The 22,438-nt window shown below is 43.3% G+C and carries 23 protein-coding genes; 18 read left to right on the forward strand and 5 right to left on the reverse strand.

What is annotated here, in order from left to right:
* Positions 1–182: 182 nt before the first annotated feature.
* From BLQ81_RS13275 to BLQ81_RS13295, 5 genes are all read left to right on the forward strand, one after another.
* Positions 183–917, forward strand: coding sequence for an RluA family pseudouridine synthase (locus tag BLQ81_RS13275; RefSeq protein WP_092730792.1), 735 nt, complete (start codon positions 183–185; stop codon positions 915–917).
* A gap of 155 nt (positions 918–1,072) precedes the next feature.
* Positions 1,073–1,570 (forward strand): SixA phosphatase family protein, encoded by a 498-nt coding sequence (locus BLQ81_RS13280; RefSeq protein ID WP_092730794.1) that lies wholly within the window; start codon positions 1,073–1,075, stop codon positions 1,568–1,570.
* A gap of 59 nt (positions 1,571–1,629) precedes the next feature.
* Positions 1,630–3,195, forward strand: coding sequence for a glycerol-3-phosphate dehydrogenase/oxidase (locus tag BLQ81_RS13285; protein ID WP_092730796.1), 1,566 nt, complete (start codon positions 1,630–1,632; stop codon positions 3,193–3,195).
* Between the two features lie 40 nt (positions 3,196–3,235).
* Positions 3,236–4,735, forward strand: coding sequence for a glycerol kinase GlpK (glpK, locus tag BLQ81_RS13290; protein WP_092730798.1), 1,500 nt, complete (start codon positions 3,236–3,238; stop codon positions 4,733–4,735).
* An 89-nt stretch (positions 4,736–4,824) separates the two neighbouring features.
* Positions 4,825–5,559 carry an MIP/aquaporin family protein gene (locus BLQ81_RS13295; protein WP_092730800.1) on the forward strand — a complete coding sequence of 245 codons (735 nt, stop codon included), beginning with the start codon at positions 4,825–4,827 and terminating at the stop codon, positions 5,557–5,559.
* A 123-nt stretch (positions 5,560–5,682) separates the two neighbouring features.
* On the opposite strand, the gene BLQ81_RS13300 is transcribed toward BLQ81_RS13295, so the two are convergent.
* On the reverse strand, positions 5,683–6,669 hold the full coding sequence (locus tag BLQ81_RS13300) for a D-alanine--D-alanine ligase (RefSeq protein ID WP_092730802.1): 987 nt from the start codon (positions 6,667–6,669) through the stop codon (positions 5,683–5,685).
* A 169-nt stretch (positions 6,670–6,838) separates the two neighbouring features.
* On the opposite strand from BLQ81_RS13300, the gene BLQ81_RS13305 reads away from it, so the two are divergent.
* From BLQ81_RS13305 to BLQ81_RS22305, 3 genes are all read left to right on the forward strand, one after another.
* Positions 6,839–8,983 (forward strand): S9 family peptidase, encoded by a 2,145-nt coding sequence (locus tag BLQ81_RS13305; RefSeq protein ID WP_407640248.1) that lies wholly within the window; start codon positions 6,839–6,841, stop codon positions 8,981–8,983.
* Positions 8,984–9,102: 119 nt separating this feature from the next.
* On the forward strand, positions 9,103–9,633 hold the full coding sequence (locus tag BLQ81_RS13310) for a hypothetical protein (RefSeq protein ID WP_092730806.1): 531 nt from the start codon (positions 9,103–9,105) through the stop codon (positions 9,631–9,633).
* Entirely contained in the window at positions 9,630–9,806 is a 177-nt protein-coding gene (locus BLQ81_RS22305; protein ID WP_175454233.1) for a hypothetical protein, read from the forward strand. Before BLQ81_RS13310 ends, BLQ81_RS22305 begins: the two co-directional genes overlap by 4 nt.
* Here the strand turns inward: BLQ81_RS22305 and BLQ81_RS13315 are convergent.
* The 3 genes from BLQ81_RS13315 to BLQ81_RS13325 are packed head-to-tail and all read right to left on the reverse strand — an operon-like array spanning position 9,803 to position 11,803.
* Positions 9,803–10,042, reverse strand: coding sequence for a hypothetical protein (locus BLQ81_RS13315; RefSeq protein ID WP_092730808.1), 240 nt, complete (start codon positions 10,040–10,042; stop codon positions 9,803–9,805). The two genes, BLQ81_RS22305 and BLQ81_RS13315, sit on opposite strands and share 4 nt — an antisense overlap.
* A complete protein-coding gene (locus BLQ81_RS13320) occupies positions 10,039–10,449 on the reverse strand; it encodes a hypothetical protein (protein ID WP_092730810.1) in 411 nt (136 codons plus the stop codon). The genes BLQ81_RS13315 and BLQ81_RS13320 overlap by 4 nt, the downstream gene beginning before the upstream one ends.
* Positions 10,450–10,456: 7 nt before the next feature.
* Entirely contained in the window at positions 10,457–11,803 is a 1,347-nt protein-coding gene (locus tag BLQ81_RS13325) for an MBL fold metallo-hydrolase (protein ID WP_092730812.1), read from the reverse strand.
* Between the two features lie 162 nt (positions 11,804–11,965).
* Between BLQ81_RS13325 and BLQ81_RS13330 the strand changes: the two genes are divergently transcribed.
* The 3 genes from BLQ81_RS13330 (at position 11,966) to atpC (ending at position 14,441) form a co-directional block, all read left to right on the forward strand.
* A complete protein-coding gene (locus tag BLQ81_RS13330) occupies positions 11,966–12,448 on the forward strand; it encodes a C40 family peptidase (RefSeq protein WP_407640247.1) in 483 nt (160 codons plus the stop codon).
* A gap of 159 nt (positions 12,449–12,607) precedes the next feature.
* A complete protein-coding gene (gene atpD, locus BLQ81_RS13335; protein ID WP_092730816.1) occupies positions 12,608–14,110 on the forward strand; it encodes a F0F1 ATP synthase subunit beta in 1,503 nt (500 codons plus the stop codon).
* A gap of 85 nt (positions 14,111–14,195) precedes the next feature.
* Positions 14,196–14,441, forward strand: coding sequence for an ATP synthase F1 subunit epsilon (gene atpC, locus BLQ81_RS13340; RefSeq protein ID WP_092730818.1), 246 nt, complete (start codon positions 14,196–14,198; stop codon positions 14,439–14,441).
* A 108-nt stretch (positions 14,442–14,549) separates the two neighbouring features.
* Here atpC and BLQ81_RS13345 read toward each other — a convergent pair whose 3' ends face one another.
* Entirely contained in the window at positions 14,550–15,689 is a 1,140-nt protein-coding gene (locus BLQ81_RS13345) for a hypothetical protein (protein WP_092730820.1), read from the reverse strand.
* 506 nt (positions 15,690–16,195) lie between these two features.
* Between BLQ81_RS13345 and rpsU the strand changes: the two genes are divergently transcribed.
* The 7 genes from rpsU to pyrF all read left to right on the forward strand — a co-directional run bounded on the left by rpsU (position 16,196) and on the right by pyrF (position 22,424).
* Positions 16,196–16,390: a 30S ribosomal protein S21 gene (gene rpsU, locus BLQ81_RS13350; protein WP_077353255.1), complete on the forward strand. Its 195-nt coding sequence runs from the start codon at positions 16,196–16,198 to the stop codon at positions 16,388–16,390.
* A gap of 115 nt (positions 16,391–16,505) precedes the next feature.
* The gene (locus tag BLQ81_RS13355; protein WP_092730822.1) at positions 16,506–17,390 is read left to right on the forward strand and encodes a tyrosine-type recombinase/integrase; all 885 of its coding nucleotides are present in this window, start codon (positions 16,506–16,508) and stop codon (positions 17,388–17,390) included.
* Between the two features lie 37 nt (positions 17,391–17,427).
* Entirely contained in the window at positions 17,428–17,733 is a 306-nt protein-coding gene (hpf, locus tag BLQ81_RS13360; protein ID WP_092730951.1) for a ribosome hibernation-promoting factor, HPF/YfiA family, read from the forward strand.
* Positions 17,734–17,795: 62 nt separating this feature from the next.
* A complete protein-coding gene (locus BLQ81_RS13365) occupies positions 17,796–19,307 on the forward strand; it encodes an ArnT family glycosyltransferase (RefSeq protein WP_092730824.1) in 1,512 nt (503 codons plus the stop codon).
* A 100-nt stretch (positions 19,308–19,407) separates the two neighbouring features.
* Positions 19,408–20,382: a glycosyltransferase family 2 protein gene (locus BLQ81_RS13370; protein WP_092730953.1), complete on the forward strand. Its 975-nt coding sequence runs from the start codon at positions 19,408–19,410 to the stop codon at positions 20,380–20,382.
* Positions 20,383–20,610: 228 nt separating this feature from the next.
* Positions 20,611–21,486 (forward strand): lysylphosphatidylglycerol synthase transmembrane domain-containing protein, encoded by an 876-nt coding sequence (locus BLQ81_RS13375; RefSeq protein ID WP_245693265.1) that lies wholly within the window; start codon positions 20,611–20,613, stop codon positions 21,484–21,486.
* A 122-nt stretch (positions 21,487–21,608) separates the two neighbouring features.
* Positions 21,609–22,424 (forward strand): orotidine-5'-phosphate decarboxylase, encoded by an 816-nt coding sequence (gene pyrF / locus BLQ81_RS13380; RefSeq protein ID WP_092730826.1) that lies wholly within the window; start codon positions 21,609–21,611, stop codon positions 22,422–22,424.
* Positions 22,425–22,438 lie beyond the last annotated feature (14 nt).

A 22,438-nucleotide genomic window follows, 5' to 3' on the forward strand; every position in this document is an offset into this window, starting at 1 on the left:
AACACATGAAATGCCCATGAGAAAGGCTTCTCACACAGGGGAATGATTATCCGGGGCATTCCATCTGACCATTAAAAAACAAAATATAAACAGATGAAATACCCATGACGGGCGAACGACACACAGGGGAATGATTATCTGGGGGTATTCCATGTGGCAATTAAAAATCAAATTATAAACACATGAAAAAGAAGCCATTTTCCGTTGTCTATGAGGACAACCACCTCCTGATCGTCAATAAAGCCGCGGGCATCCTCGTGCAGGGTGATAAAACCGGCGACAAAACACTGACCGATTATTGCAAAGAATACATCGCAGAAAAATATAAAAAACCGGGAGAAGTATTCCTTCATCCCGTACATCGCCTAGACCGTCCTGTAAGTGGGTTGGTCGCTTTTGCACGCACATCCAAAGGTTTGGAGCGAATGATGGAGCTTTTCCGCAAGCGGGAAATTCATAAAGTCTACTGGGCGATTGTGAAGCGTAAGCCTCGCGAAGAGATGGGCAAACTGACGCACTACTTGACCAAAGACGAATTCAAAAATGTGGTCACTGCGCACGACAGGGAAGTGCCCGGTTCGCAAAAGGCCGAGTTGAATTACAAAACTTTGGGTTATATGAATGACCACTGGCTTTTGGAAGTTCGTCCGATCTCCGGTCGTCCACATCAGATTCGGGTGCAGTTGGCATCCATGGGTTGCCCAATTCGGGGGGATGTGAAGTATGGTTTTGCCAAGCCAAATCCGGATGCGAGTATTAACCTGCATGCCTTTCATCTTATTTTTGTACATCCTACCCTGAAGGAGAAATTGTATATGCGAGCGGCACTTCCTGAGTCAGAATTCTGGGAGCAATTCCTTGAATTTGAAGAGCGAAGGGTGAAAGATCAGCATCTGGATAATACGTTTTCGGGGTAATTAAAAAAGAAATACAGTAGAAATACCTGTGTTTTAAAGTTAGTATTTGTCTTATCCGATAGAAATGCCTCTATTATTTCGTCCGCTCTAGTGGACCTATTTCAAGTGTGTCTCCTGCCTCCGGCAGGCAAGCGCGAAGCATATCTCCATTAACTATGAAAAACCTTCTCATTTTTCTAAGCGTCATCCTAATTCTAGGAGCTTGCACCTCACCAAACCAACCCAAAACCATCTATATCGTCCGACATGCCGAAAAGCAACTTGTAGGTGAGGATCCAGACTTAGCTCATGTAGGCGGAATTCGTGCAAAAAAACTTGCGCAGATTCTTGAAGATCAGAATATCAAGCACGTTTTTTCAACAGATTACAAACGGACCCGTTCAACAGTAGAACCTACCGCTACAGCGGCAGGGGTTGAAATTCAGTCCTACGATTCCAAAAATCACGATGGCCTGGTGGAGCAGTTAAGAAAACTAGAAGGGAACGCGCTAGTCGTCGGTCATAGTAATACAGTGAGCCAATTAGCAAACTATTTTGTGGGAGAAGGGGAGAAGTTTGCTGATTTGACAGACTTGGAGTATGAGTTTATTTACATCGTGAGGCTGGAATCCAATTCTTCCTCTGTCGAGCGAAAAGTTTATAAGGATTTTTAACCTGATTTTTCCATTCACGATTCAATTCCTTTATCTTGAAATCACAAGTGAAGGAACCCATGAATCGCGACGAAAACTTCAAACAACTTCAAAACAAGGAAAAGATCTGGGACATTGCTGTCATCGGAGGAGGTGCCTCAGGATTAGGCGTAGCCTTGGATGCAGTTTCCAGAGGCCTTTCAGTAGCACTTTTTGAAAAGGCGGATTTTGCCAAAGGCACCTCCAGCCGAAGTACCAAACTCCTTCATGGCGGAGTACGATACCTTGCTCAAGGCGATGTTTTTTTGGTGTTGGAAGCACTTCGAGAGCGAGGTCGACTGATCAAAAATGCGCCGCATCTCACCCAAAATCAAGCGTTCATTATTCCAGTTTATACCCGTTGGGATCGGATTCAATACAGTGCCGGACTCAAAATGTATGATTATATGTCCGCCAACTTGAGTTTGGGTGCATCGCGCTACATTTCGAAGGAAGAGACGATAAGCCGGATGCCGGGAATAAATCCCAAAGGACTTTTTGGAGGGATTGTCTACCATGATGGGCAGTTTGATGATGCCCGACTTGCGCTTTCAATCGCGCAAACTGCCGATCATGCAGGAGCCATTGTGCTGAATTATACCAAGGTAAATGCGCTCGAAAAAGACGCATCGGGCAAACTCAGCGGATTGCATGTGCAGGACATGTTGAGCAAAAAGAAATATTCAATCAAGGCTCGAATGGTGGTGAATGCTACGGGAGTTTTTGCTGACAAAGTCCTCCAAATGGATAATCCCGACGCGGCGAAGACCATCCAGCCTAGTCAGGGAATTCATCTGGTTTTGGATTTGGATTTTTTGGGTGGAAAAGATGCCCTGATGATTCCAAAAACCCGGGATGGTAGAGTCCTTTTTGCCGTTCCCTGGCAGGGAAAACTGGTTGTCGGGACGACCGATACCCTGAGGGAAAAGGCCAAACTCGAACCAGAGGCTTTACAGAAGGAAATAGATTTTGTATTGGAGACTGCTGCTGGATATTTGACTCGAAAGCCCACCCGAGCGGACGTTAAATCTGTTTTTGCGGGACTTAGGCCTCTGGCGCGACCCAAAGAAGGCAGCACCAAAACCAAAGAAATCTCTCGCTCACACAAGGTAATTGTTTCCGAGAGTGGACTCGTTTCCCTTACAGGAGGAAAGTGGACGACTTTCAGAAAAATGGGCGAGGACACCGTGGAGTATTTTCCCAAAATCACAGGAGAACAAATGAATCCCTCCCGATCCAAGGACATTTTGCTTCATGGCTTTACCAAGGTGATCCCAAAAGGGCATTGGGCAGTCTATGGATCGAATGCGGTCTTGATACAGGATTTGACAAAGGCAGATCCCGGTCTTTCTGAACGGATTAATCCTGAATTTCCAAATATTTTGGCTGAAGTGGTGTGGGCGGTAAGACATGAGATGGCGGTCAAGATCGAGGATGTGCTTTCCCGGAGGATTCGGATGTTGATCTTGGATGCACAAGCTGCACTTGATTCAGCGGAAAAAGTGGTGAAACTGATGGCCTCGGAACTTGGAAAGGATGAAGGCTGGATTGAAAAAGAGTTGGAAGATTTTAGAAAAGTGGCGGAGAAATATTTGATTAAGTCTTAATTTTTTAAATCTTGATTTCCAATTAACCCAAATACCCAAAATGACCCAAACCAAACCCTACCTCATGGCGCTGGATCAAGGCACGACCAGTTCCAGAGCCATTATTTTTGATAAGCAGGGACAGATCGTCTCAGTTGCCCAAAAGGAGTTCAAGCAATATTTCCCCAATCAGGGTTGGGTGGAACACGATGCTAACGAGATCTGGACCAGCCAGTCTGCTGTGATGATCGAAGCCTTGGTTGACAAAGACATTCGTGCGGATCAAATCGCAGCAATAGGCATCACCAATCAACGAGAAACAACCATCGTCTGGGAACGCAAGACAGGGAAACCCATCCACAGAGCCATTGTATGGCAGGATCGGAGAACAGCTGCTTTTTGCGATGAACTGAAGGAAAAAGGCCATGCTGAAATGATCGCTGAAAAGACAGGATTGATCATTGATGCGTATTTTTCAGCAACTAAAATCCGATGGATCCTGGAAAATGTAAAAGGAACTCGGGAAAGAGCCGAGGCAGGAGAACTAGCCTTTGGCACAGTGGATTCTTGGTTGATCTGGAAGCTGACTGCTGGGAAATCCCACTTGACTGACATCACGAATGCGAGCCGAACCATGCTTTATAACATCCACTCGCAGGAATGGGATCAGAAGCTTTTAGAACTTTTTGAAATACCACAGTCCATGCTTCCTGAGGTCAAGACCTGTAGCGAGGTGTTTTGCGAGACAGCCGGCGATGTGTTAAGTGTCAAAATTCCCATTGCGGGAGTGGCCGGAGATCAGCAGGCGGCACTTTTTGGGCAGCTTTGTATCGAACCGGGAATGGCCAAGACCACCTATGGCACGGGATGCTTTCTGGTCATGAATACCGGAAAAGAGGCTGTGCGATCGAAAAATCAGCTGTTGACAACTGTAGCTTGGAAGATTGGTGATGAAATCAATTATGCATTGGAAGGATCGGTTTTCATCGGGGGTGCTGCCGTTCAGTGGCTCCGAGATGGACTGGAACTTTTCAAAAAAGCATCTGAAACCGAAAAATTGGCGATGAGCTTGGAGGATAATGACGGCGTTTACTTTGTTCCGGCACTTTCCGGTTTGGGAGCGCCACATTGGGATCAAAATGCGAGAGGAGCTTTTTTTGGAATTACCAGAGGGACAACTATTGCGCACATGACACGTGCAGCTTTAGAGGCCATCGCTTATCAAGTCTATGATGTGCTCAAAGCCATGGAGAAGGACAGTGGGAAACTCACGCAGGAACTTCGTGTCGACGGTGGTGCTACTGCAAATAACTTCCTGATGCAGTTTCAGGCAGATTTATTGGGCTGCGAGATCAAGCGGCCGCAGATCATTGAGACAACAGCTATCGGTGCGGCATTTCTGGCAGGATTAGCAGTTGGATTTTGGAAAGATCGGGATGAACTTCAGGCGTTGTGGGCAGCCGATCGAAGTTTTCAACCGGAAATGGAAGTGGGAAAACAAGAGAAGCTGATTCACTTTTGGCACAAAGCAGTAGAAAGATCTAAACACTGGGTAGAATAATATGAAATACCCATCGGAAAAGCTTTTTTCACAGGGCGATGGTTATCTAGGGTATTCCATCTGGCCTCTAAAAAACAAATTATAAACAGATGAATCCATTTATCGCGGAATTTATTGGAACTGCAATCCTGCTGCTGATGGGTACAGGGGTTGTTGCGAATGTCCTTTTACCAGGTACAAAAGGGCATGCAGGAGGCTTGATGGCAATTACTACTGCTTGGGCTTTGGGTGTATTTTGTGGAGTTGTTGTGGCAGGACCCTATAGTGGGGCTCATTTGAATCCAGCTGTCACAGTCGGTTTGGGGATTGTAGGGAAATTTGAATGGGCTTTGGCTCCTGGTTACATCCTATCCCAAATTTTAGGTGCGATGACCGGTTCATTCTTGGCTTGGCTGATGTATCGGGATCATTTTGATTTGGAAAAAGATCCCTTATTGAAGCGTGCGCCTTTTTGCACGGATCCTGCTATCCGGAATTTTAATACAAGTTTGACTTCTGAAATCATCGGGACATTTGTCCTGATTTTGGTGATTCTCTATATCGCTGGCGCAAAGCTGGAAGACCCAACTGGGACCCCCATTGGCTTGGGCTCAATTGGGGCCTTACCAGTTGCTCTTTTGGTGTGGGTGATTGGCTTATCCCTTGGAGGCACGACAGGCTATGCCATCAACCCTGCCCGTGATTTGGGTCCGAGGATAATGCATCAGATTTTACCAATCACTGGAAAAGGGAGTTCAGATTGGGGATATTCTTGGGTTCCAATAGTTGGTCCGATTATCGGAAGTGCTTTGGCTGCGGGGCTGTATTTAGTAGTCGGAGCCTGAAAATGTGATATTTGGTGATCGTAATCCCCAAATATTCAATTCTTGAAAATTCTCTTTATCCAATAGAAAAGCCCCAAAGATTAATCAGGGGCTCTTTTGTGTCTTATCCCTCGCACCTTGCCTCTAAGAAAACATCTCCTCAATCAGCTCGGTGTAAAACTCCTTAATGCTTTTCCCTGTTGCTTTCACCTGTTGTGAAATCAGGCTTGTCTCAGTCTGCCCAGGCACAGTGTTAATCTCAATGAAATAGAACTTGCCTGTTTCGTTTTGAAGAAAGTAATCGATTCGTACCGCTCCCTTGCAGTTCAGTTTTTCATAGACTTTGGTCACGATCCTGCCGACTCGCTCGACTTCCTCTTCGGTCATTCTCCCGGGAGTGATTTCCTCGCATACTCCCGGAACATATTTGGCCTCGTAGTCAAAAAACTCTTTGCTGCTCACAATTTCTGTTGCGGGAAGTACGGTGATTTGGCCTTTCCCTTTAAAAATCCCGATCGAAAACTCCCGTCCAGAGACAAACTCTTCTACCAAAACCTGAGCGTCCTCAGCAAAAGCCTTTCCTAAGGCTTCCGGCAATTCTTCCCAAGTTTTAACTTTGCTCATTCCGATAGAACTCCCGCCGTTATTGGGCTTGATAAAAAGTGGCAAAGTCAGACTGTCTGCAATTTTCGAGGCGTTTTCAACCACATTTTCAAAAAGCTGGATCGATCTAGCCACGTTTAATTCAGGAATATCCTGAACAATTGCTTTGGTGTAGCCCTTATTCATCGTGATCGCCGAAGTCAGTTGATCACAAGTGGTATATGGAATACCGAGCATGTCAAAATATCCAGCCAATTTACCGTCCTCTCCCGGTGAACCGTGGAGGATATTGAAAACACCGTCAAACTTGACTTTTTCATCTCCTATTGTGATGCTGAAGTCATTCAGATCCACGGGAATTTTTTCTCCTGAAGCACAGACGAAGTGCCAATCGCCCGGATACACGAAAATTTTGTAGACATCATACCGATCTCTGTCAATAGTTTTTTCTACAACTGCTGCACTTTTCAGTGAGATGACAGATTCACCGGTAAAGCCCCCGGTAACCAAGGCAATTTTTTTCTTCATGGCTGGAAAAATTTAGGTTACGAAATAGCTTATTTTCCGTTTACCCTCCAAGGGTTTCGAAACACATGGGGGGTTTTATATATTCGCCCAGATTTACCACAAGAATTTTACCCAAAATTTCAAGGATATGATTAAAAGTTGGAAAGTGCTCAGCTTGGCTTGGATCGTGATGATCGGAATGGCACATAGCACCCATGCCCAAAGTCTGAAAAAAGTAAGCCTGGAGGATGTCTTCAAAAAAGGCACCTTCTCCCAAAAATCCGTCTATGGCATCAACTGGATGAAAGATGGACAGTTTTACAGTTCGCAGGTTGAGCGAAACGGTGCTCCTGCAGTACTCAAAATCAATGTGTCCACCGGCGCTGAAGCCGGAGTTTTACTGGACGGACGTGCCTTGGGTGTGAGTTTTTCATCTTACAGTTTCAATGCAGATGAATCTAAGGCGTTGATCGCAACCGATGTTGAGTCTATTTATCGGCGGTCTTCCAAAGGTGTTTTCTATGTGGTGGATATGGCCACTGGCCAAAAGCAGCAGCTAATGAACGGAGAGAAAATTTCTTACGCCACGCTCTCTCCTGATAATGACAAAGTGGCTTTTGTCAAAGAAAACAACCTGTATATGGTGGAGTTGGCCAGTAATAAACTTACCCAAATCACGAAAGACGGTGAGTGGAACAAAATCATCAACGGAGCTGCAGATTGGGTGTATGAGGAGGAATTTTCCATGGCCCAAGCTTTCAAATGGTCGCCTGATGGAAAGAAAATTGCCTTCATCCGATTTGACGAGACACAAGTTCCTGAATTCAATATGCAAATTTGGGGTTCGCTCTATCCGCAGGATTACAAATTTAAGTATCCAAAAGCGGGTGAGAAAAATGCCTTAGTGAGCATTCATGTGTACGATTTGGTAAATGGGAAAACCCAAAAAGTGGATGTTGGATCTGAAACAGACATTTACCTGCCCAGAATCTACTGGACAAAAGATGCCAACCAACTGGCTTTTATCCGACTGAATCGCCTGCAAAATCAGCTCGACCTGTTTCATGCAAATGCCATTTCGGGGGAAAGCAAACTGATCATCTCCGAGACTTCCAAAACTTATGTGGATCTTGATTATAATGATGACTTGCAGTACCTCAGTGATGGCAAGACTTTTATCCGCACTTCCGAGCAAGATGGCTTCAAGCACATTTACCATCATAATCTGGACGGAAGTCTAATCCGACAAATTACAACCGGTAATTGGGAAGTTACAGCGATGGTAGGGGTGGATGAAAAAGCCAGGAAGCTTTATTTTATTTCCACGGAAGCATCTCCGCTTGAGCGAAATTTCTATGTGATCAATCTGGATGGGAAAGGGAAAAAAATCCTGACACCTTCCAAAGGCACACACACCATCAATATGAGTCCGGACCACAAGTTCTTCATTGATTATTACTCCACGACTGACACTCCTGTGAAGGTGACTTTTAATGAATCCTCCGGAAAAGAGATAAAGGTCTTGGAAGATAATCAGGCACTGAAGGAGCGACTGTCCGGTTTTGCTTTAGGGAAAAAGGAATTTTTCACCTTCCCTACGGTTGATGGCTCCATGCTGAACGGCTACATCATCAAACCGGCAGATTTTGATCCCAACAAAAAATACCCTGTGCTGATGTATGTGTATGGAGGACCGGGTTCCCAAAATGTGCTGAATTCCTGGGGAGGAACCCGCGACTTCTGGCATCAGCAGCTGGCGGCGGAAGGCATCATCGTGGCATGCGTGGATAATCGGGGAACAGGCGCCCGAGGACGTGATTTCAAGCATTCCACCTATGCTAATCTTGGAAAATTGGAAACCATTGATCAGATCGAAGGAGCGAAGTATTTTGCCAAGATGCCTTTTGTAGACCCCGCGCGAATCGGCATTTGGGGCTGGTCGTATGGAGGATATATGTCCTCGCTGGCACTCATGAAGGGCAACGATGTTTTCAAAACTGCCATCGCAGTAGCTCCGGTGACTACTTGGAGGTATTACGATACCATCTACACGGAGCGCTACCTTCAGACTCCACAGCTTAATGCTGCCGGATACGATGACAACAGCCCGATCACGAATGTGAATATGCTCAAAGGCAACTTTCTACTGATACACGGAACGGGCGATGATAACGTCCATTTTCAGAATTCCGTCGACTTGGTCAATGCCCTGATCTCAGCTGACAAGCAGTTTGAGACCTTCTATTATCCTAATAGGAATCATGGTATTTCGGGTGGCAATACCACTTGGCACTTGTACACTCAAATGACAGATTTCTTGAAGCGAAAGCTGTAAAACCAAAAAACACCCAAACAAAAAACCGCAGGATGAAAATTCTGCGGTTTTTTTTGTAGTGTAACCGATCTACGATCCGTCTCGAAATCAAACACTTTTATCAACCAAAAGCACTTATGATGAAAAACGCATTTAAGATCCTCCCAGCTTTGCTTTTAATTATTGTTTCCTTCTCCTGTCAGGAAAATGAGGAACCAGAAAATCTGCTGGATCAAGTGGAATTTGAGGGGACTTTGCCTGATGGAAGTACTTTTGGAACTTCTGATATTCGGTCGGGAAATGGAAGTGGGTCAATAGGAATTAATGGGGTGTATCAGGGTTACCATAGTCTGGGGATTCGGACATCAAATCTCGAATGGAGCTTAAGTATTGAATCTCCTCGAAAAAATTTATCAAACACTCCTAAGATGGGAGAAAATGTACCGAGACAAGAAGTAATTGATTACTTCAATGATAATTATCCTTACGAGGAAGTTTTGACTGCTTTTTTGAATGAAAAGTCTAAGGCCGATTCAGATGTTAGTTACACTAGTTATGAGCAGATCAGAGTCCAACTGGCCAATCAGAAAAAATACTTCGCATACTTGCAGAGGCCTTTTTCCCACTACGCGGAGGTAAAGTCCGAGTTCTTGCAGTTAATGAAGGGATGATTAAAGATCTGGGCGGAAACAACATTCGTAAGATCGAAGTCACGATCGAATTTGATTTGCCGATGAAAGCTTCCGATGCAAGTATAGAAATTCTGGAAGGAAATCTTAAAGGCGTAGGTCGCTTTAGGTATCGTGAGGATTTTTATCAGGGAGAGTTTGAAAAGTTTGATTAGTCAATTTTGATCTGATCGAGGTAAAACTTCATCCGACTGTGATCCCGCTGCAAATATTCGATGCGGTCGATCCTGTCCAACTTGTGATTGTAAAAAACCTCGACGTATTCATCTCTAAGTAAATAAAGGTTGATCTTATGTCGGTAATAGCGGATACCCACCACAAAAGTCCCCTCAATGAAGAGAATTCTGATTTTTTGATGGATTGGCATACAGCTAAATTCTTCCCGACTCATATTTCTTGCGTTTCTCCACAATGACTCCAATTTAACCAAATTGGTTCAGCTTTTTGATCAAAGACTTTCCAAAATGACTCAAGGCATGACTGCTCGTTCGAGATAAATTTACCCGGAATATTCATTAAACTTCCTATTACGAGCTCATCCGCCACGGCGGATAAAATCAAACGCTTCGCTGCATCTAATTCAGTCAGGACCCCGAAAATAAAGGATGTCTCATTCGTAATATGCTTGTTTTCTTGTATTTTTAGCTCTTTTCGGCATTCGTTGGGATGAGCTAATACGGTTTCTAATGCATAGTCCGGGTTTACCTGAAGAACGTATTTTGAGCGCGTTTTCTGTCCTTTTTCAATAAAAAAAACCTCCGGTTTTGAGCCGGAGGTGGACTTAGCAACTTTTCTCAACTGACAATCAATGTGCGATCAGTTGAAATTCTTTAATCGCTTCACTGAAGTCCAGAATTTCCGCATCCTTCAATATTCCTGCGACGATACTTGATCCTGCAGCAGACCTGTATCCTCCCGCACAGTGGACGAGTATGGGTTTTCCAGTTGGAATTTCTTCAGCTCTTTCTCTCAATTCCTGAAGCGGAATATTTATAGCTGCTTCGAAAATCGGTGCTGTAGCATGTTCGTCTCTACTACGGGTATCAACGATTGTAAATTGTTCTTTATTTGCTTTGAACGCCTCCAAATCAAATGAATTCCCTTTTTCGGTCATTCCAGCTGGATTTACCACAGCGCCTTTGATCAATTGCTCATAGCCTATTTTTGCAGCTTTGGTGATCAAAATTTCCAATTCTGCCGCAATGTCTGCCACGAGGAAGAATTTTTCTTCAGGCCCGACAATTGAACCTAGCCAGGTTTCAAATTTCCCGCCATTCATGATGTTGATCGCACCGGGGATATGTCCTGCTGCAAAATCCAAATTATTTCGAGTATCGATCACTAGGGCCTCAGCTGGTAAAGTAGCTCCTTCGGGCCAAATACTCACTTGAGAAATAGATCTCTGATACGCTGGCGCACCTTTTTTATTCATGTCCACATCGTAACCGAAGTATTTTGGAATGTAAGGTTGACCCTGAAGCAAGGAATCCACGAAGGTTTTTTCGTCCAAATCATTAAAAGCCCAATTTGTTTGACGCTGCTCACCGATGATGGATTGGCGGGCATCGCTCAGATTTTTGCCGCAAAGCGAGCCTGCACCATGAGCCGGGAAAACCAAAACATCATCTGCCAGAGGTTTCAGTTTGTCTTGTACGGTGTGGTACATCATTTTTGCCAGCTCCTCCCGCTGAGCGGTCATATTACCGGCTTTTTCCCTAAGGTCAGGACGACCCACATCACCGATAAAAAGCGTATCACCTGAGAAAAGGGCATGATCTTTCTCGTTTTCATCCTTTAGTAGTATACTGATCGAGTCAGGCGAGTGTCCAGGAGTATGGAGGGAATGGAAAGTTACTTTTCCCATTTGGAATGAATCTCCTTCATCAAAACCAACATGCGGGTATTCTGCTCCGACTAATTTGGAAACGTAGATGGTGGCATCGTCATTTTTGTATAATTCCAAATGTGAACTGACAAAATCGGCATGAGGATGAGTTTCGATTACTGCTACGATTTTGGCAAGGTTAGCTTCGGCAAAATCATAATAGGGCTGAGGGTTCCGGCCTGGATCCACAAGGGCTATTTTCCCTTCACTTAAGATAGCATAGCTGGCATGAGCTAATCCTTCGTCATAAAATTGTTGAATATTCATAGGTAATATTTATTGTTTCTGAATTGTGATGCAAAGATAAAATGAGCGTGATAGGGATTTCGGTGATCCTAATCACATTAGGAAAAGATCATATACTTAAAAAGAATGCCTTGATTTATCCAAGCCTACCTCTTAAACTTGAAAAACCATTAAAGTATTCCAGTGAAAGGTCAAAAAGTCTTTTTAAAATTTCTGCCTGTCTTTTTTCTTTTTGGGCTTTTCTTTTTTCAGAGCTGTAGATCCAAGAAAATCCCCAAAGACAGCCCGGCTTTCACTGTGGTAGAAACTGCAAAAAGCTACAGAGGAACACCTTACAGATATGGAGGAACTACCCGGGCTGGAATGGACTGTTCAGCATTGGTTTACCATTCCTATTATGCCGTTGGGATTAATCTTCCCCGTATGTCCGCGGATCAAAGCAAGTTGGGTCAAAAGATCAACTTAAATCAAGTTCGGCCTGGAGATTTGTTGTTTTTTGCCACTGGCAAAAGGAAAAACCAAGTCACCCATTCCGGAATAGTCACCGAATCGGTGAAAGGTGATATTCGGTTTATTCATGCATCTACTTCGCTCGGTGTGACCGAGGACTATCTCAGCAGCCGCTATTGGTCAGGCGTTTTTCTTTTTGCGAAGCGGATTTTGTAAGTACATAATATTGGTCTCAAAAGCCCAAAAACACTTTCGCCAGACGCTGAGCAGTGCAGCTAGGATTTATTTTCCAAATATCCTTTGGGATTAGGCTTTAATGGTTAATTTTGCGCTCGAATTAAAAAAGCGTAAACCTTTTTACATTTCAAGCAACAAATGGCAAATATTGGAAAGATAACTCAGGTAATCGGCCCCGTGGTGGACGTTTCCTTTGAAGGCGGAAAGCTGCCAAACATCCTTGACGCACTGGAAGTGACCAAAGAAGATGGTCAGGTAGTCGTAATGGAAGTGCAGCAACACCTTGGCGAAGACAGAGTAAGAACCATCGCAATGGACGCATCCGAAGGGATGGTACGTGGCATGGAGGTAAGAGATTTGGGTCAACCGATCTCTGTACCGACTGGCGAAGCTATCAAAGGCCGTCTTTTCAATGTAGTAGGTCATGCAATTGACGGTCTCCCTCAGGTTCCTGCCGGAAAAAGACTTCCGATCCACAGATCTGCACCCAGATTTGAAGATCTTTCTACTTCTGCCGAAATTCTTTATACAGGTATCAAAGTAATCGACTTGATTGAACCTTATGCAAAAGGTGGTAAAATCGGTCTATTCGGTGGTGCCGGTGTGGGCAAGACCGTATTGATTCAGGAATTGATCAACAACATCGCCAAGGCTTATTCAGGTCTTTCTGTATTCGCCGGTGTGGGTGAAAGAACCCGTGAGGGAAATGACCTACTTCGAGAAATGATCGAATCAGGCATCGTTACCTACGGGGAAGACTTCGTTCACTCATTGGAGACTGAAGGTGGATGGGATCTATCTAAAGTTGATTTGAAAGAGCTTGAAAACTCAAAAGCAACCTTCGTGTTTGGTCAAATGAATGAGCCTCCCGGAGCACGTGCTCGAGTAGCTTTGACAGGTTTGACACTTGCTGAATATTACCGTGATGGTGATGGCACAGGTCAGGGAAAAGACATTCTATTCTTTATTGACAATATCTTCCGATTCACGCAGGCAGGTTCTGAAGTGTCCGCACTTCTTGGACGTATGCCGTCTGCAGTAGGTTACCAGCCTACCTTGGCTACCGAAATGGGTACCATGCAGGAGCGAATCACTTCTACTAAAAACGGTTCTATTACATCTGTTCAGGCGGTTTACGTACCTGCGGATGACTTGACTGACCCGGCTCCGGCGACGACATTCGCTCACTTGGATGCGACTACCGTACTTTCCCGTAAGATTGCCGAATTGGGTATTTATCCTGCGGTGGATCCTTTGGACTCTACTTCTCGAATTCTTTCTCCGGATATCCTTGGTGAGGAGCACTACGGCTGTGCGCAGCGTGTGAAAGAGATCCTTCAGCGATACAAAGAATTGCAGGATATCATTGCCATTCTGGGTATGGAAGAACTTTCCGATGAGGATAAGCAAGTCGTACACCGTGCGAGACGAGTGCAGCGTTTCCTTTCTCAGCCATTCCACGTAGCAGAGCAGTTTACAGGCTTGAAAGGTGTTTTGGTTGATATCAAAGACACCATCAAAGGCTTCAACATGATCATGGACGGAGAGTTAGATCACCTTCCTGAAGGAGCGTTCAACTTGGTAGGTAGCATCGATGATGCCATCGCTAAAGGTGAGAAAATGCTTGCCGAAGTAAGATAATTAGTTAATGGTTATTAGTTATTGGTGGATACAAGTATTTGGAAACCAATAACTCCTAATCTAATAACTCAATAACCAAACATCTATGAAGTTAGAAATCGTCACACCGGAGAAGAAAGTATTTCAGGGAGAGGTATCAGAGGCAAGTTTCCCTGGTGCTGATGGATCCTTTCAGGTGTTGAATAATCACGCGCCAATTGTTTCGGCCTTGGCTAAAGGCACGGTCTCCTTTACCACAGCAGAGGGCAAGCAGTCCTTCATTGTGGATGGCGGCGTAGTCGAGGTTAAAGACAATGTGATTGTAGTATTGGCTGAGAAAGTGATTTCCTAAGATCAAAATTCTATATAAATGAAAAGTCCAACTCGAAAGGGTTGGACTTTTCTGTTTTAGCAGTAAAACCATTCCAAAGTTTCGAACTTTGGAAAAGTTATGAGCCATTTAGTCTTCGATAGGTCTGAGGACTGCTCGCTTGATGTATTTTTCATTTCTGTTCATTACTGAAGCCTCTACAAAATAGAGCGTGTCATTTAAAACTCCTGAGAAAATTCCCAGGTCAAGGAAATTTTTCGGATTCCTACTTTCCTTCCAAGTTTTGGTTCTAAAATTATACTTCAAAATATGAGACATCAGTTTAAATGTTGAAAAATTAACATTGTCTTTCATAAATGATTGGAGGTAAAGATTTTCTTTATCAAAAATCAATTCTCCAAACCGGTGCGGAGCAGGAAAAGATTTAGGTGCAGTCATATCATGGAACACTTCTTCTTCTAGATATGGCCATTCGTATTCAAAATATTGACTTTTTGGAAATGCGATTTTTTTTATTTCTGTTGTATCCCGGCTATTAATCATCAACAAATGTTTTTCGCTCGGAAAAGATAATGCGAATTCTGTTTCGTTTAATCGACCAAAACTATAAACAGAAGTAGGCTCTATAAATCCTTTCAAATTGGTAAGTGAGGGTGGATAATCTAGAAACCTATATTTGAAATTTCCATTTAGGTCGAATACACCAATGAATTTTCCTGCTTTTTTGTAAAAATCAATGGAAGTTTGGCGGGTATCATCCGGCGACAGTTCTATATAGAATTCGTTACCCCTAAACCAAAATAGATCAGCAAAAATCCTAAAACTAAATCCTTTTGGGAGCTTGATCGAGATTTTGTCTAGTATAATCTCTGTTTCGTTTTTTCCTTTTTCAAGGTTTAGGTGATAAACATTTGACGATCTGCCATCTAGAATGTATACTTCTGGGTAGTTAGTCCAATCCGAGTTACTGATAAAGAAACTTACGCCCATTACAGATTTATCCAATAGACTTGTTTCTTCTTTACCAGTTTTTGTATTGACTATCCATATGCCTTTTGCATACATACTTATAATAGCAATTAAGGTGTCATTTAAAATTGTAGATTTTGCTGGTTTTGTCAAGAAACCTTTCTCTTCTTCAATTAAAACTGAATCAATAAAAATCAATTCTTCTAATTGTACATATTCATTGTTCTGATCGTCACCAGAAGAATTACATGACTCAAATAGCAAAACTATTAGAATCAAAGAAATACAGCGCTGTATCATTTTAATTATTCGTCACAAAATTCACCAACAACTGGAGGTCCTGCGGGATTTGTTGGATTCGGACAAACCCAAACAACACATCCACTTGGACAATTATATACATGGCATCCATAATTGTTTGAAGAAATGTGATCGCATGGTGCTTAACGTGCTTCTGCGATAGTACCCAAAACCATACCCAGTACGACCAAGGCTAAAAACATCGTTTTTTTCATGTTGTTTTTTTGTTTAGTTAAAAGATTGATTAAAAAGCTAGCTGAATTAAAACTAGGAAAGCAGAAGTTGGATACCAAAAAATCAACTAAGAAATTTGGCAAAAATCTGATAATCGGTCAAATTGAATTGGTGGGGTAAATAATTAGTTTGAGTGGTATGGGTTTGCTAACTACAAGGGCTGAATTTATTTTTTCAAATCTCCAAAGAGGCACCTTAATTTTAAATTTTTCCGATCTTCCAATTTATAAATTATTCTCTTACCTTTGCAGCCACGAAAGGGGGTGTACACTATGATCATTGTAAACGTAAAAGAGAACGAATCCATCGAAAAAGCGCTGAAGCGTTTTAAAAAGAAGTTTGACAAAACCGGTGCGGTTCGCGAACTCAGAGCCCGTCAGGCATTTACAAAGCCTTCTATCGTAAGAAGAGCACAAGTCATCAAAGCTGCTTACAAGCAACAACTTCGCAACGAAGAGATGAAGTAATCAGAATTTGATTCTAAATACAGACGCACTTGCCCTTAATGGCAGGTGCGTTTTTGTTTTTATTCTCTGACAAAAGTCACTGTTATTTTTCCGTTTTTCTGCTACCTTTTGAGTGATGATTGACTCATTTATCAATTACCTGGAGTATGAAAAGCGAAGCAGCCCGCATACCGTGCTGGCGTACAGCAACGATTTGGAGCAAGTAGCTGATTTTGTGTCTCTTTCATTTGAGGTGAATGAGCTTACCCAGTGCACGCATTCAGAACTTCGCGCTTGGGTGATTGATTTGGTCGAAAAGGGTTTGAGTACCACCTCAGTTAACCGAAAAATAGCCACTTTGAGATCCTATTATAAGTTTTTGTTGCGCTCCCGGCTGATTACTCAAGACCCCACTTACAAGTTAAAATCCCTTAAAAATCCGAAAAAACTTCCCGAATTTGTACAGGAACTGACCATTGAGGCCGTTTTAGAAGAAAGCGTGTACGAGCCCACCTTTGAGGGACAGCGGGACCGAATGGTGATGGAGTTTCTCTACCTGACTGGAGTCAGACTTTCGGAATTAACCAACCTCAGGTGGAAGGATTTAAATCTCATCGAAGACCAGGTGAAAGTTTTAGGGAAAAGGAAAAAAGAACGAATAATCCCATTGACAAAATCCCTGAAACAGAATATCATTTTGTATCAAAAAGTATTTGTGGAAAGGTTTTCAAAAACAGACGGGAATGCCTACTTTATTGTAACCAATCGGGGAGAGCAAAGCTATTCTATGTTGATTTATCGGATCGTCAGACATTATTTAGACCTATTTGCGCAGAATACGCGAAGAAGCCCACATTTGCTCCGGCACACCTTTGCCACTCACCTACTCAACAAAGGTGCCGACCTCAATGCTGTAAAGGACCTACTTGGTCATGCCAATCTGGCGGCGACTCAGGTCTATACCCACAACTCTATGGAAAAACTGAAGGCTGTGTTTGAACAGGCACATCCTAAAGCGTAAATAAATCAATTGTTCAACCACTTAAATGCAAATCACTATGAAACTGCAGATGCACTCCATCCACTTTGATGCGGATCGCAAATTGATCGACTTTATTCAGCGAAAGGCGGACAAACTGGACACCTTCTATGATCGAATCATCGATGGGGAGGTTTTTATGAGGATCGATAAAAATGAGAAAAATGAAAATAAAATAGTCGAGATTAAGCTAAATGTGCCCGGGAAACAGTTTTTTGCAAAGCATCAGGATGAATCATTCGAAGCTGCTGCTGATGAAGCAGTCGAGGGCTTGCGCAGACAAATCAAAAAGTATAAAGAAAAGGTAGTATTGGTAAAACAGTAAAACTCTAAATTTGTGAGGAGCCCTCGGTTTTACCGAGGGCTTTTTCATTTAGTAAACCCCTGATGACAGAAAAACAACATTTTTTGGCAGTTTTTTGGGTGGCCAATCTTGGTTTTGCCATAGCTAAAATACTCTTAACCTTCAGACCGGAGCTTGACCTGTTTACCGAAGAAGCCCAATATTGGCTTTGGGCTCAAAATATGGACTGGCATTATTACTCCAAACCTCCCATGGTGGCTGTACTCAATTTTCTCAGCACCGGGATTTTTGGGGATACTGAATTTGCCGTAAGGTTCACCCCCATAGTCTTTGGATTGGCTACGGCTTGGATTGTCTATTCCTTTGCCTTTGATCTCTACAAGTCTGAAAAAACCGCATGCCTTGCCGGGTTGATATTTTTGGGAATGCCTATTCATTTGCTGGAATTCACTTTTCATACGACCGACACTTCCATGACTTTTTTTTGGACACTGTCCTGGTATTTGTTGTATCGGGCTATATTTTCTGAACTAAAAGGGCAATGGGTAATCGCGGGCTTAATCACCGCTTTAGGCATCATGTCCAAATTGACGATGGTTCTGATATTTCCGGCATCTTTGTTTTTTCTCGTGTATTCCGGGAAAATAAAAAGTCAATTTATACCATGGCTTTGGTTTGCAGGCATCGCTTTTTTGGGATTTTTACCCAGCCTGATCTGGAACATTCAAAATGATTTTTATACGTTCAAACATCTGGCAGCTCTTGGGGGAGTTTCAGGCACCACGCCCAGGCCTTTTGATGTTGGCCTTTTGTTGAAAAGAACCTCTGAATATTTTGGAGGTCAATTAGCTATGGTCTCGGTCTTCTTTCTGCCATTTTTCTTTTATGGAATAAAAAAATTGACTGCTCAAAAAGATTATACAGGCATTTATCTTGTGTTTCCGGGTCTTCTGACATTTTTGGGCTTTGGGGGACTTAGCCTTTTCACCTTTATAGAGGTCAATTGGCCGGGGTTTACTTACAGTACATTTCCCGTTTTTTTGGCACCCCTAGTCGCCGAATTTGGAGATAAATGGAAGCGGTATTCTCAATGGGCATTGGCCATCAGTCTTAGCCTCCCATTTCTGTTTTATCTTCCAAATTTTCTCCGCTGGAAAAGCCAAGGACCAATTTTCTCCGCGGAAAAGGCACTGTTCAAAAGTATGATAGGATATGAAGATCTGGGAAATAGGATTGACTTTTTGAGAGACAGCCTTGAGATTTTTGCTCCTGTAATATTCAGTGAAAGTTATCATGTCGCTTCCGAACTGGCCTTTTACATCAAAGACCATCCCCAAACTTTCACGGTCAACATGGGCAGCAGAAAAAATCAATGGGACCTTTGGCCGGGAATGGACCAATTTGTCGGGAAGCCTGAAAAATTTATTTTCGTGAGTAGAAATCAGGCTTCTCCCGAAGCCGCAGTAAGATTTGAAAAATTGCTTTTTGAGGAGGAACGCCCTTTTTTGTTTGGGAAAGACACATTGGGAAAAACCAAAATCCAGGTTTGGGAGAATCTTTTGGAATACAATCCAAAAGATATCGGAACCTATTGATAAGGGAAGGCCGGGAATTAGAAGTGGGGGAATTGCTTCAAATCTGATGTGATTTTGTCAGCAGAAGTATTTCTGGGTATTTTTGACCAAATTTTATCCCATGAACAAGCCACTTTTGTCTGTTGTCATCACCGTTTACAACGAGGAAGATAATATCAAACCACTTTTGGATGCCACTTATGCCGCTCTCTCAGAGATCGACTATGAGGTGATTCTGATCGAAGATGGCTCCACGGATCGGACTGTGGCCGAAGTCAAAAAATACGCGAATGCCCGCACTAAACTCATTATTTTCAACCGCAATTTTGGGCAGACAAACGCTCTTGCAGCAGGCATAGACATGGCTACCGGTGAGTACATCGCAACCATGGACGGGGATTTGCAGAATGACCCCACCGACCTACCTATGATACTCCAAAAGGCAATCGATGAAGAATGGGACGTGGTAGCAGGATGCCGTGCTAAACGAAGGGATGGCTTTGTGCTGCGCAAAATTCCCAGCAAAATCGCCAATTGGGTGATCCGAAATGCCACCAAAGTGTACCTAAACGACTACGGCTGTACACTTCGGGTTTACAAAGCTGGGATTGCCCAAAATATGGGGCTTTACGGTGAGTTGCATCGCTTTATCCCCGTCTTGGCTAAGCAGCAGGGAGCCAAAATGACCGAAGTCGATGTGAAGCATCACCCCCGGATTCACGGAACTTCCAAGTATGGCTTGAGCCGGACTTTCAAGGTGATGGCAGATTTGATCCTGATGCTTTTCTTCCAAAAGTATTTTCAGCGTCCGATTCACTTATTTGGAGGATTGGGATTGATGGCCTTGGTTTTGGGATTCTTGATCAACTTCTACCTTTTGGTGCTCAAAATCATGGGAGAGGACATTTGGGGTCGACCGCTTATGATTGTCGGGTTTATTTCGCTCTTGGGAGGAATCCAGCTGATCACTACAGGGATTATTTCAGAGATAATTGTTCGCACTTACTATGAGTCCCAAAACAAAAAGACTTATTCCGTGAAGGCGGTTTTTCAGGGAGAAAAGGTTGAAGTCGGAAGTATCAAGTCAGAAGTTTGAAAAAGTTGGCAGTGGTCAGTTTGCAGTTCTGTCAGCCTGAGCGGAGTCGAAGGCGAGGGTGGAAATCAGATGAAGAAATCAGATGAAGAAATCAGAAATATAAAATCAGAAAGCTGAAAAAAGTAGGCAGTAGAAGTTGGCAGTATAATCCCTTGCAAATTGAACATTGAGTTTGATAATTGAGCATTCTTTCCCCAATAACTATTAACCAATAACCCATTCCCCTCCTTGATCCGATTCAAAAATCAACTCAAAACAGCCCTGAAGCTTCTGCTGACAGGTTTGGCTTTGTACTTGGTTTTTAGGAAAATCGATACCGGGCAGCTTTTTCTACTCGCAACATCGATCAACTGGCTTTGGCTGATTCCTGCTTTGGCCTTGTTTATCCTGAGTAAGGTGGCTACGGCCATCCGCCTCAATCGTTACTTTGAAAATATCGGAATACACCTTTCAGAAGGCCAAAACTGGCGACTCTATTTGATCGGGATGTTTTACAATCTATTCCTTCCCGGAGGAATCGGTGGCGATGGGTACAAAGTTTACCTGCTCAACAAACAGTTTAAAACTCCTGTCAAAAAACTATTGCAAGCTGCCCTTTTGGATCGTCTCGGTGGACTGATCGCGATTGTGTTTTTGCTTTTTGCTTTTTTTTTAGTGGTGAAAGTTGACTTCGCCTTTTTCGAAAGTCCGGTTTGGAATGGAGTGATGATTGGCGGATTGATCTTGACTATTCCCCTATTTTGGCTGGCTCAAAAGTTTCTTTTCAAAGACTTCCTCCCCTCATTTTGGCGGGCTAATGTTTGGTCATTTGCCGGACAAATCGCACAACTCATTTGTGCTTGGTTTATCCTTCGATCCTTAGGAATCACGGAGCATATCCTCGCATACCAGCTTGTGTTTTTACTTTCCTCGATTGTAGCGGTTTTGCCTTTGACGATCGGTGGAGTCGGAGCACGGGAATTGGTCTTTGTCTACGCGCACACCTATGCAGGAATCGAAGAGACCGCAGCCGTGGCTTTCAGTTTGATTTTTTTCTTGATTTCAGCTGGGATTTCCTTGGCTGGGACATTTGTAAAAGCTGATTTAGCAAAAAATCACAACTAGCTGTTTTTCAATAAAATTTATTTCAATCATCCTTGCAGATTTAAAATGTCATTTTAAATCTGCAAAGATGAAGACTAGCCTAAATTTTTTAAATCAATACCTTTGCCCAAAATCCACCAAACATGACCCGATCCGAGCTTTTCTCCCAAATCCAACAAAAATCCTCCTTTCTCTGTGTAGGCTTAGATCCTGATTTGGAGAAAATACCGGCTCACTTGCGCTCTGAAGCTGATCCGATTTTCAGCTTTTGCAAGGCCATCATCGAAGAGACAGCTGATTTTGCAGTGGCCTATAAACCCAATATTGCATTTTTCGAAGCCTTGGGAGCGAAAGGATGGGAGACACTTGCAAAAGTATCCGAACTCATCCCCAAGGATATTTTCACTATCGCTGACGCAAAACGTGGTGATATCGGAAATACGTCCAAACTCTACGCTAAGGCATTTTTTGAATCCATGGATTTCGATTCGATCACGGTGGCTCCATACATGGGAAAAGACAGTGTTTCGCCTTTTTTGGAGTTTAAGGACAAGTGGGTGATTCTGTTGGCCTTGACTTCGAATGTGGGCTCGATGGATTTCCAACTGATCGAAGACAAAGCAGGAAAACCATTTTACCAGTCTGTACTGGAGAAAAGTCAGGAATGGGGCAGTCCGGAAAACCTGATGTATGTAGTCGGCGCTACTCGGGGCGAATTGATTGGTGAAGCTCGAAAAGCAGCTCCGGAACACTTTTTCTTAGTTCCGGGAGTGGGTGCCCAGGGAGGAAGCTTAGCCGAGGTAGCGAAATATGGAATGAACTCGACCTGTGGACTTTTGGTCAATTCCAGCCGGGGAATTATTTATGCTTCTGGTGAAAAGGATTTTGCGAAAGTTGCAGGGGAAGAAGCTCAAAAGCTGCAAGAGGAGATGAAGGAGCTTTTGGAGAGGTATCTTTGATTTTGGAAAGCTTT

The sequence above is a fragment of the Algoriphagus alkaliphilus genome, assembly GCF_900103735.1.
GTDB classification, from domain to species: domain Bacteria; phylum Bacteroidota; class Bacteroidia; order Cytophagales; family Cyclobacteriaceae; genus Algoriphagus; species Algoriphagus alkaliphilus.